Origin of the sequence: Mesorhizobium sp., from assembly GCF_005063415.1 — a bacterium.
In the GTDB taxonomy this organism is placed as follows: Bacteria; Pseudomonadota; Alphaproteobacteria; order Rhizobiales; family Rhizobiaceae; genus Mesorhizobium.
This window is the reverse complement of the sequence record NZ_SUEG01000061.1, coordinates 20,834-31,960: the sequence shown is the minus strand read 5'-3', so window position 1 is coordinate 31,960 and position 11,127 is coordinate 20,834. Positions and strand designations below refer to the sequence as shown.

7 protein-coding genes, 1 tRNA gene and 1 pseudogene are annotated in these 11,127 nt (G+C 59.6%); 5 read left to right on the top strand and 4 right to left on the bottom strand.

All coding sequences use genetic code 11. The annotated features are described in order from the left end of the window. The first annotated feature begins 339 nt into the window (after nucleotides 1-339). A complete protein-coding gene (locus E5W70_RS17490; protein WP_292660096.1) occupies nucleotides 340-1,233 on the top strand; it encodes an alpha/beta hydrolase in 894 nt (297 codons plus the stop codon). Between the two features lie 319 nt (nucleotides 1,234-1,552). Here E5W70_RS17490 and E5W70_RS17485 read toward each other — a convergent pair. Together E5W70_RS17485 and E5W70_RS17480 are read right to left on the bottom strand one after the other, a co-directional pair. Next, nucleotides 1,553-2,562, bottom strand: a pseudogene (locus tag E5W70_RS17485) (site-specific integrase). 286 nt (nucleotides 2,563-2,848) lie between these two features. Beyond that, nucleotides 2,849-4,045: a porin gene (locus E5W70_RS17480; RefSeq protein WP_292660094.1), complete on the bottom strand. Its 1,197-nt coding sequence runs from the start codon at nucleotides 4,043-4,045 to the stop codon at nucleotides 2,849-2,851. A gap of 449 nt (nucleotides 4,046-4,494) precedes the next feature. On the opposite strand from E5W70_RS17480, the gene E5W70_RS17475 reads away from it, so the two are divergent. The 3 genes from E5W70_RS17475 (at nucleotide 4,495) to E5W70_RS17465 (ending at nucleotide 6,401) form a co-directional block, all read left to right on the top strand. Next, nucleotides 4,495-4,585 (top strand) — tRNA-Ser (locus E5W70_RS17475). A 287-nt stretch (nucleotides 4,586-4,872) separates the two neighbouring features. Then, complete coding sequence (locus E5W70_RS17470; protein ID WP_292660102.1) at nucleotides 4,873-5,115, top strand: GIY-YIG nuclease family protein; 243 nt, start codon at nucleotides 4,873-4,875, stop codon at nucleotides 5,113-5,115. Nucleotides 5,116-5,249: 134 nt separating this feature from the next. Continuing rightward, nucleotides 5,250-6,401, top strand: a complete 1,152-nt coding sequence (locus tag E5W70_RS17465; protein ID WP_292660091.1) for a porin — start codon at nucleotides 5,250-5,252, stop codon at nucleotides 6,399-6,401. 263 nt (nucleotides 6,402-6,664) lie between these two features. On the opposite strand, the gene E5W70_RS17460 is transcribed toward E5W70_RS17465, so the two are convergent. Beyond that, complete coding sequence (locus E5W70_RS17460) at nucleotides 6,665-8,317, bottom strand: tetratricopeptide repeat-containing sulfotransferase family protein (protein ID WP_292660088.1); 1,653 nt, start codon at nucleotides 8,315-8,317, stop codon at nucleotides 6,665-6,667. Nucleotides 8,318-8,380: 63 nt separating this feature from the next. Next, on the bottom strand, nucleotides 8,381-10,033 hold the full coding sequence (locus E5W70_RS17455) for a sulfotransferase (RefSeq protein WP_292660086.1): 1,653 nt from the start codon (nucleotides 10,031-10,033) through the stop codon (nucleotides 8,381-8,383). A 120-nt stretch (nucleotides 10,034-10,153) separates the two neighbouring features. Here E5W70_RS17455 and E5W70_RS17450 point away from each other — a divergent pair. Further along, on the top strand, nucleotides 10,154-11,127 hold a 974-nt coding region (locus E5W70_RS17450; protein ID WP_292660098.1), incomplete at its 3' end, for a pyridoxal phosphate-dependent aminotransferase.

Here is an 11,127-nt window from a genome sequence, read left to right as displayed (position 1 = left end):
CCCGAACCCTCCCCACAAGGGGCCACAAGGGGGAGGGAACGCTGCCGCGCGCGTTTGCCTCCTCTTTGTCGCCTACCTCCCCTTTGGCGCCGAAATGCAGGCAAATTTGGTGAGGTCAGCGCCAACGGCTTTCCACCTGCGATAGCCCTGCCCCAAGCGGGAGATCGGTAGCTTCGCTGACAGTGCCTTTCTGTACCCTATGAAGCTTGGCGAAAGCGACGATGACAGCCAATCTCCCCCTTAAGGGACCCCGCAACGTTGTCGACTTCCCTATTTGACCCTACCCGCCCGTCGCCTGTAGCAGTTGAAACAAGCCAGCGTAGAGAGGAACAGATCCATATGGCAACCGAGCAGGGTTTCTCCGATTTCTTCTACGCCGCGCCGGACGGGCTGTCCCTGCACGCCCGTATCTACGGCGAAGCGAATTCCGGCCATTGGCCAGTCGTTTGCCTGCCCGGCCTGACCCGCAATTGCCGTGATTTTCACGAATTGGCGCTTTATCTGTCGGCGCAGGCGAGGCGCAAGGTCGTCGCCTTCGATTATCGCGGGCGCGGGCAGTCCGCCTACGATCCCGATATCGGCCACTACAATATCGGCATCGAAGCTGGCGATATTCTCGCCGGGCTGGCGGCGCTGAGCATCGAGGAGGCTGCCTTCATCGGCACCTCGCGCGGCGGACTGATCGTCCATGTACTCGGGGCGATGCGGCCGGCCGTGCTGAAGGCCATCGTCTTCAACGACATCGGCCCGGTGATCGAGGCGCAAGGTCTCGCCCATATCCGCTCCTATCTCGACCCCGTGCCTAGGCCGAAGACGTACGCAGAGGTGGTCCGCGACCTGCGCAGCACCCATGGCGCGGATTTTTCGGTGCTGACTAATGCGGATTGGGAGCGGATGGCGTCAGCCCTCTACCACGAGGCCGAGGAGGGATTTTTGCCCGATTTCGACCCGAGACTGGTCGAAACGCTGGTGGGCCTCGACCTCACCCAGCCGCTACCCGATCTTTGGCCGCAGTTCGACGCGCTTACGGCGATCCCGATGCTCGTCATACGCGGCGCCAACTCGAAGCTGCTGTCCGCCGAAACGTTCGAGCAGATGCGGACGCGCCATACCGGTATCGAGACGATCACCGCCGACGACCAGGGGCATGCCCCGTTTCTCGAAACCGGCGGCCTGCCGGGCAAGGTCGCTGGCTTTTTCGATCGGGCGGAGCGACGGGGTGGCGGGAAGTAAAGCTCGACCGAGTGAAGTAATTCACGCGCAGGGTTTGCGTCGATCAAAGCATTCCGACGGCCGTTGACAGTTCCGTTGGAATTAGCGGTGAAATAATTTTATCGATGTTGGCGCTGCCCCTCATCCGCCTGCCGGCACCTTCTCCCCGTATAGCTACGGGGAGAAGGGGCTAGCCGGAACGCTGGCGACTAGCGAAATCTTTCGCGAGGGTACCTTTCCCCCCGTCACTATACGGGGAGAAATGCCCGGCAGGGCAATGAGCGGCAGCGCTAACCTGAAGCAACTGCCCTGAAACCCAATGCCAGATCCACCCAAACCGTCAGGATTTGGCGCTTCTCTTCGCGGGCTTTGGGGCCTTGCTTGCGGCCGGCTCGCTTTTTGGCTCTCGCCTTGCCGGAGGTGGAGAAGACAAAGCGCTTGCACCGCCGCTGTCCGCGCCACTGCACCGCGGCGTCTCCAGCACGGTGACGCAGCCGTCGAGGTCGTTGGTGGCCAGATGGGCGTAACGCATGGTCATCGACAGCGTCTGATGGCCGAGCCACATCTGCACACGCCTGATATCGATGCCGCCCTGGACGAGACGCGAGGCGCAAGTATGGCGCAATATATGCGGCACGACCTGATCGTCGGCGCCAAGCCCGACCTCTGCCTTGGCATCGTTCCAGATAGCGCGAAACTGCGCCTGGCTGAGCTTGGTGAACGGGCCTTTGGGCCGGCGGCCCTCGGTGGCCGGCAGCTTGATCACCTCTTTTACCCGCTCGGTCATCGGGATGGTACGGCTGCGGCCGGATTTAGTGATCCAGAAACTGACGCGGTGCTCCTGGATATCGTTCCAGATCAAGCCCAGCGCTTCGCCGAGGCGGCAGCCGGTGTCGACGAGAAAGACGGAAAGTCGATAAGCGTCCTCGCTGCGGCTCTTGATGGCGGCGAACAGCCGGGCCTCCTCGTCTCTTTCGAGGAAACGAATCCGTCCCGCCCGCTCCTTCTGGCGGCGGAACTCGGGCAGGCTGTGGATATCCCCCATCTTGTGAGCCTTGCGCAGCAGTTTGCTGAGGGCAGCCATCTTCCGGTTGATGGTTGCGTTGCTGTTGCCGCGCTGGCGCAAGGTGCCGATAAGGCTATCAAGGGTGCTTTGGTCAAAGGCGCTGAAACGCTCCCCAAGGAGAATCTCGTCTATCTCGCCGATGAAGGAGCTGACATTGTATTTGTGCCGCCCATCATCCCAAAGTATGTCCCGGTATGCTGAAAAAAGTTCTCCGATCCTATGCGACTTTACTTCTCGTATCTTGTTGTAACTGTATTTTATCTTTGCAGTTGAGAAGAAAACATCGAAAAATGATCAGAGGTTCCGCCCTCTTGAATCGCATCGTTCGTCATTATTCGCCACACCCCCGAGTGGATAGGCCTAGACCTGCCTGCTTGGCGGTGCCCTTTCAAGAGTTTTAAGCGTTGCGGCCGATTTCATCCACCAGTGGCGGATCCCAACGACATCGTTCCACAACCTGTTCAGCTACCGAACCCCCCTTTTTCCTTCTGTTTGCTACCAGTCGCGAAAACAAAACAGCCCGGGCGTTAAAGCGCCCGGGCTGGATTTCACTTGCTTTAAGTCCAGCCCTTAGAACGAGCGCTGGAAGCGGAGCATGCCGCCGATGGCGTCTTTCTTGTCGCCCGGGATGCCGGTCCAGTTGTATTCATAGCCGGGCAGCGAGTCGTTATCGATGTGGTGGCTGTTGTGAGCATAATCCACTTCGGCCGTGATCGTGAAGCCGGGAACGATGTCGTAGGCGATATTGGCCGCGACGCCAGCTTCCTTGGCTTCGTCATACGACAGTTGGAGATTGAACGAGGTCTTCTCGTTGATGGTGTAAGTGCCACCACCCCAGACTGCCCAGTTGCCGCCCCACTGCTTGTAGAAGTTGCGCGGGAGATTGTCGTCAGTGCCGTAGCCGGCCATCAAGAACAGCGACAGGTTCTGCATCGGCGTCACGTCGAGGCGAACCTTGCCGGCCCATTCTTCCAGGCTGCTGTCATAGGCGACAACACCGCTGATGGAGCCCCAGCCCTGCGTGTACTTCACGCCGCCGACGACATACGGGACGAAGCTGTCGACCGAGTCGTGACCGAGATTGAAGGCAGTATTGTCGTCGTTAAGGATAAAGCCTTCACCGGTTTCCAACGAAGCCACGGCCGAGAAGCCGTTGCCGGCATCGAAGTAATACTGGACGACATTGGTGTCGAAGCCGCCGTAGGGAACGATCGTATCCTGGATGACGTTGCCGGCGTAGCCGGTGAACGTGTTGAAGGCTGTTTCGTCCTTACCGACGCGGAGACCACCGAGCTGGATCCAGGCGAAGTTCAGCGAAACGCCTCTGCTGCCAAAGTCGGAGAAGCCCGTGTCGAACCCAGGCACGGAATGGTAGCCGGTTCCCCAGTTGAAGCGTGTCTCGGTGTAGGTCTTCAAGGTGCCCATCTCGGTTTCCTGACCGGTATAGGTCCTCAGCGTGAAGCGAGCCTGCTTGTAGTAGCCGTCGTTCTCGTTGTCTTCACCATTCAAGGCATCCAACAGGTCCTGGTACCTGGCGCCGTCGAACGAGCCAGCCTGGCCCACGCCGATGTCATAGCGGACATAGCCGCCGATGCGCAGGCAGATTTCGGTGCCGGGGATGTAGTAGTAGCCAGCGCCGTAGACGTCGCAGATCTTGACGTATTCAGCGGGTTCCGGCTCGGCGACGACGACGGCGTCGGCGGCGCGCGCACCGGAAACTGCGATCAGTGCCGCAGCGGAGCCGAGAAGAAGGCTCTTGATGTTCATTTTCTGACCTCCAGTCAAAAGTTAAAAAACGGGTCTGGGTATTCTTTGCTGAAGGACAGCGTTCCCTGCCCCATCCCCACTACCGAAAAAGATGCGCACCGCGCCGCTCCTTCAAACCCGACATTACCCATGACACGGCGGCGTTCAACCACGATCGTACCGGCAAAAGGTTTGTGTTGGCGCTATACCCCGGCGTTGTTGCACAAATGACACGATTTGGCCTCACTCCGAAAGCTCCCGTTAACCAACAGCCCTTCGCAAGCCGTTGCAAACGGCGGATTCCGGCGATGGTCGGCCCGAAATGTGACCATGGCCCGAGTCGCGAACCAGGGAATTGCCGTAGAATTGCCACATCGCCGGGCGGCGCTTTGGCGAAGGGTCGATTTTTCAAGGATAATGGCGCCAGCTTGTTGATTGTGCCGGCGCTTTTCTTTATCCACCGGCGCAACGGAGAGGTGGCCGAGTGGTCGAAGGCGCTCCCCTGCTAAGGGAGTAGAGGTGAAAAGCTTCTCGTGGGTTCGAATCCCATCCTCTCCGCCATCCTGCTTCGCGCTGCGCGCTTCGCAGGACAAGTCCAGCGAAACCCTCTCCGCGCGAAGCGGGATGCCCTCCGAAGCCGTAGCGAAGGAGGGCCGCTAGCCCCGAAAACCCTCGCTGCGCGCTTCGCAGGACAAGTCCAGCGAGTCCTTCCGCGCGAAGCGGGATGCCCTCCGAAGCCGTAGCGAAGGAGGGCCGCAACCTCTTGGAACGCTTGCAAAATCGGGTTGGCATATATTTCCTTGCGAAGGAGGATGTACTCCGATGCCTTGGCGAGGGAGGGCCGGTTCGTGTGGTATGTGTACCTGCTGGAAAGCAAGAGCGCGGAAGGCGAGCGCTATATCGGTGTGACCTCGGACCTGAAGCGACGGATCGCCGAGCACAACGCCGGAAAATCCAGCCATACGTCCAAATTCCTGCCGTGGCGGGTCGTGACCTGTATCGCCTTCTCGAGCCAATCCAAGGCGACTTCATTCGAGCGTTATCTCAAATCCGGTTCCGGGCATGCTTTTGCCAGCAAACGCCTCTGGTGAACATCTGCGGCCGGTCACGTGATCGTGCAAAAATCAACGATTGTCCGAAATAACAACGCAATCTCAGCTACTTACTACAGAAACACACAGCGCCAACTCCGCTCTTTTGTTCGATTCTGACTGGAGGTCAGAAAATGAACATCAAGAGCCTTCTTCTCGGCTCCGCTGCGGCACTGATCGCAGTTTCCGGTGCGCGCGCCGCCGACGCCGTCGTCGTCGCCGAGCCGGAACCCGCTGAATACGTCAAGATTTGCGACGTCTACGGCGCTGGCTACTTCTACATCCCCGGCACCGAAACCTGCCTGCGCATCGGTGGCTATGTCCGCTATGACATCGGCATCGGCGACGTCGGCTCATTCGACGGTGCAAAGACCACCGATCAGCAGGACGGCGACTCGCAGGATACCTACTACAAGCACGCCCGCTTCACGCTGAAGACCTGGACCGGCCAGGAAACCGAGCTCGGCACCTTGAAGACCTACACCGAGACCCGCTTCAACTGGGGTAACCACAACGATTACCTTGATGACAACTTCAATGGCGGTACGAGCGTTTCGCTGAACTTTGCCTGGGTCCAGCTCGGTGGTCTGCGCGTCGGTAAGGACGAATCGGCCTTCGATACCTTCATCGGCTACGCCGGCAACGTCATCCAGGATACGCTGGTCCCCTACGGCGGCTTCGACACCAACGTCGTCCAGTATTACTTCGATGCCGGAAACGGCTTCTCGGCCGTGGCTTCGTTGGAAACCGGTTCGGGCAGCGCCGCTGCGGATCCTGGCATTTTCCAAGACAGCAACAGCGGCAATGATTCCATCGACAGCTATGTCCCGTATGTCGTCGGCGGTATCAAATACACGCAGGGCTGGGGCTCGATCACCGGTGTCGCCGCCTATGACAGCACCTGGGAAGAGTGGGCCGGCAAGGTTCGCGTCGACGTTACGCCGATACAGAACCTGACACTGTTCCTCATGGCCGGTTACGGTTCGGACGACAACATCGACCGCAACTTCTACAAGCAGTGGGGCGGCAACTGGGCAGTCTGGGGTGGTGGCACCTACACCATCAACGAGAAGACCTCGTTCAACCTCCAGGCATCGGTTGACGACGATAAGAACTACGGTGTCGCCGCGAACGTCGCCTATGATATCGTTCCCGGCTTCACGATCACTGCCGAAGTCGATTGGGCCCACGACGGTCAGTTTGACAAAGCCTACGATCGCAACTGGACCAATGCCGACGACAAGGACAGCATCGGCGGCATGCTCCGCTTCCAGCGCTCATTCTAACAGTCCGAGCTAGATTGAGATTGAACCCGGCGGGCAACCGCCGGGTTTTTCGTATCGGCGCGACGCAGCTGTCAACTCTCGATGCATAATGCAGGCTGCTGCTGAGCAGCCGATCGCAGGGCTGGTCGAATGCAATGCTCGCTCCGCACGCTTGTTCGTGCAAAAGAAAAACTTGGGCCGATCCGAAGAGCTGGCCTACCGGATCATTGTAGCTCGACAGCAAGTCACGATCGACCTCGGCCGATCGGGCGCATCCTACTTGTTCAAATTTCAGCCAGATCGCCCAAGGCGTGAATCAGCGGCTGGATCGTGCTCTCATACTTTTTCCAGCGTTTGACGGATGAACTATAGATCGGCTGCCGGACCTGCCAGCGGCTGGGGGTATTGACCGACCCGCTCCTCTCGAAAAAGCGCAGGCAGGCATCGTCCCAAGGCAAGCCGAGATGATCGATGAGACGGCGCGACTGCTTCTCCTGATCCGCAATCAGCGTCTCGTAGCAGTTTTCGAAAATACGTCCGGGAAAGACCTTATTCCAATGCCGCATCAAGCGATCATATTCGCGGTAGTACAGGCCGAGTGTCTCAAGGTCGGCGTTGTAGCCGTGGTCCTTGGTGAAATGCAAGACGAAGCAGGAGACGCAATTGTCGATGGCATCGCGCCGGCAATGAATGATGCGCGCGTTGGGAAAGAGAATTCCAATCACGCCGATAAACTCGAAGTTGTGCGGCATCTTGTCGACGATGCGGAGCGCGGCAGGCGCGTGCTGGCGCAGATGAGACAGGTATTGTTCGGCCAGCGCCCTCGACTGATCCCTCGTCATCGACATGATCGAACTGCACAGGTCCTCATCCGACAGTGTCCTAAAGCCCATCGAGTTCGCGATTCGCCGCAGCTTCGTAAGCTCCCCGGCGCCATGGACATCCGGATGGCTCGCGCAGATCTGCTCCGTCAGCGTCGTCCCCGACCGGGGCATGCCCAGCACAAACACAGGCACTTCGGACGGACTGCCGTGGCCAGCCTTGGCTTCCAATAGTGACGGGCTGAATATCTCGATCATGGAATCGACGCTTCGGCGGTAGTACTCCAGGTCGAAATCGTGACCAGCGGCCTTTTTCGCCCTCTTGAAGTGATCCATCGCCTCTTCATAGCGCTGAAGATCGTTCAGCACTTTGCCTGCGGCGTGATGGAGCTGCGATGCAGCAACCGGTTCGAGCCTGGGATTGGAGAGTTCGCGCAGGATAGAGTCGAGCTCGGCAGGTTTTTCGGTGAATTTTTGCGTGTCGACCAGGTAGTTGTAGGCTGCCCCAACATCGACGCGACGTTCTATTGCCTGATCGAGATAGGCTCTGGCTTCGTCCATGCGACCGAGGCTGGTGAGCGCACCAGCCAGACCAATCCGGACCATGGGATGGTCGCCGTTGATCGTTAGCGCCTTCTCGTAGATGGGCAAAGCCATCTCGGCCTTGTCGAAGTTGACGTAGGCACGCGCCAGTCCGCAAAGCGCTTCCACCAGATCGGGCTTCAATTCGCAGGCGCGCTGCAGGTGCCTGATCGCAAGCAAGCTGTCGCCAAGCTTCAGGCAGGCCTCTCCCAGGCTGAGGTGGTAATATGGATTTTCAGGCGCCTGGCTTGCCGCTCGCGCAAAATATTTGAGAGCCGACTCATCGTCGACACCGAGCCCCAGCGTGCCGAGGATATAGAGCGAAAGCGGGTGGTTGGGCGTGCGGGCGAGAACGCGATGGCATAATTCCTCCGCCTCCGGGAGCCGCTTGGCTTGCTGAAGTTCGAGCGCCTGTCGCAGCAGCATGTCGTCAGCTTGCGCGCGCGAGGGCGATTTCACTTTCGACGGCTGCACTTTCGGCGCCGAACGCGACTTTATGTGTTTGGACCAAGCGGGCGGCAGTCGGTTGCTCATCATGTCTCGCTAGCAAAATGGTCCGGGAGAATCCAGCCTGACCGTTGCCGCCGGCCGTGGAACTCAGGCACCGGCGAGATCGCCGAGCGATTGGATCAGCGGCTGGATTGCGCTCTCATAGTTTTTCCAGCGCTTGACAGATGAACTGTAGATCGGCTGCCGGACTTGCCAGCGACTGGCCGTGTTGACCGATCCGCCCTTCTCGAAGAAGCGCAGGCAGGCATCGTCCCAGGGCAATCCAAGATAATCGATCAGACGGTGCGATTGTGCCTCCTGATCCGCAACCAGCGTCTCGTAGCGGTTTTCGAAGATGCGTCCCGGAAAAACCTTGTCCCAATGTCGCATCAGGCGATCGTATTCACGGTAGTACAGCCCGAGGGTCTGCAGGTCGGCGGTGTAGCTGTGTCCCTTGGAGAAATTCTGGGAAAAACACGAGAGGCAATTGTCGATGGCGTCGCGGCGACAGTGAATAATCCGCGCGTTGGGAAAGAGAAGGCCTATGAGGCCTATCAGTTCGAAATTCCGGGGCATCTTGTCGACTATGCGGCGTGCGGTCGGCGCACGCTCACGGAGGTAGGACAGGTGCTCCTCGGCCAGGATTTTGGACAGGTCCGGGGTGATCGGCACTATCGATTGGCCCAAAGCCCGTGCCGAAAGCCTGGTGAGGCCGGTAGCATTTGCGGCTCGCCTTAGCTTTTTAAGTTCTCCTGCGCCGTGAACATCAGGGTGGCTCGCGCAAATCTGCTCGGTCAGGGTGGTCCCCGACCGGGGCATGCCCAATACAAACACGGGCACTTCCGATGGGCTTCCATGACCCGCCTTGGCAGCCACCATGTCCGGGTTGAAGAGCTCGATCGTGGAGTCGACCCAGCGGCGATAGGCTTCCAGATCAAACTTATAGCCTGTGGCCTGCTTGCCTTTCTTGAAATGATCTATCGCGTCTTCGTAGCGCCCAAGGTCGTTCAGCACCTTGCCGGCAGCGTGATGAAGTCTCATCGCACTTTCGGGGTCAAGCTTTGGGTAGCCCAGTTCGCGCAGGATGGACTTAAGTTCGGCCGGCTCCTCGGTGAATTTGCGCGTATGCACAAGCTCGTTATAGGCAGCGGGCATGGCGATGCGACGTTCGATCGCTTCTTTCAGATAGATTTCGGCTTCGTCCACGCGACCGAGACCGGTGAGTGCGCTGGCCAGTCCTGTCCGAACGCGAGGATGATCGCGGTTGATCTTGAGCGCTTTCTCGTAAACCGGCACAGCCATGTCAGCCTTGTCGAATTCGACGTAAGCGCGTCCCAATGCGCAAAGCGCTTCCAGCAAATCGGGCTTCAACTTCAATGCTTGCTGGATATGCCTGATTGCGGGCGAATATTCGCTGACTTTTAGATAAACTTCACCCAGACTAAGGTGATAAAAGGGGTTTTGAGGCTCCTCGCCGACGGCGCGGGCCAAATATCGCAGGGCCATTTCATCGTCGAGCCCGATGAATAGCGTGCCCATGATATACAAAGCCAAAGGATGGTTGGGCGTGCGCTCCAGCACGCGACGGCACAGTTCCTCAGCCTCGGCCAACCGCTTGGCCTGCTGCAAGCCATACGCCTGTTTCAGCAGCGCATCGTCAGCCTGCACGCGCGTCAATGGTTTCGCCTTCGGCGGTTCCACTTTCGGCGCCGGGTGGGACTTTATGTGCTTGGACCAAGCGGGCGGCAGTCGGTTGCTCATCATGTCTCGCTAGCAAAATGATCCGGTAGAATCCAGCCTGACCATTGCCGCTGGCCATGGAACTTGCGCAGGCCCAGCCAGCAGGCTAGCAAGAAGGCCCTTTTCGAACGAGCCTTTGCCATGCGCCCTCCCCTCACGCCGCTCATCGACGCGCTTCCCTCCACAGTGCCGTTTGTCGGCCCCGAGGCGCAGGAGCGCGAGCGCGGCCGCGCCTTTCGCGCCCGTATCGGCGCCAATGAGAGCAGCTTTGGCCCTTCGCCGCGCGTCGTTGCTCGCATGGCCGAGATTGCCGGCGACATGTGGATGTATTGCGACCCGGACAATCACGATTTGAAGGTAGCGGTAGCCCGGCATCTCGGCGTCGGCGCCGAAAACGTCGTCATCGGCGAAGGCATAGACGGGCTGCTCAGCCTGGTGGCGCGTATGTATGTGGCGCCCGGCGATGCGGTGGTGACCTCGCGCGGCGCCTATCCGACCTTCAACTTTCATGTTGCCGGCGTCGGCGGCCGGCTGGTCGCGGTGCCTTACGAGAACGATCGGGAAAACCTCGACGGCCTGCTGGCGGCAGTGGCCAGGGAAAAGGCGCCGCTGGTCTACCTGTCCAATCCGGACAATCCGATGGGTAGCTGGTGGGAAGCGACCGAGCTCGGCCGCTTCATCGAAGCCTTGCCGGAGACTACAATGCTGGTGCTCGACGAGGCCTATGGCGAATTAGGGCCAGCCTCAGCGCTGCCGCCGATCGATGTGGCGCGGCCGAACGTCATCCGCATGCGCACCTTCTCAAAGGCCTATGGGCTGGCCGGCATACGCTGCGGCTATGCGGTGGCCGAAGCCCAGGTGATTCGCGATTTCGAAAAGATCCGCAATCATTACGGCGTCAGCCGCATGGCGCAGATGGCCGGCGTCGAGGCGCTCGCCGATCAGGCATGGCTGGAGAGCGTGGTGGCGCGGGTCGCCGCCGGCCGCCGGCGCATCGCCGGAATAGCCGAGGCGAACGGGCTGAAGCCGCTGGCTTCGGCGACCAATTTCGTCACCATCGACTGCGGCCGCGACGGCGCTTTCGCACTAAAAGTGCTGCAGGCGCTGTTGTCGCG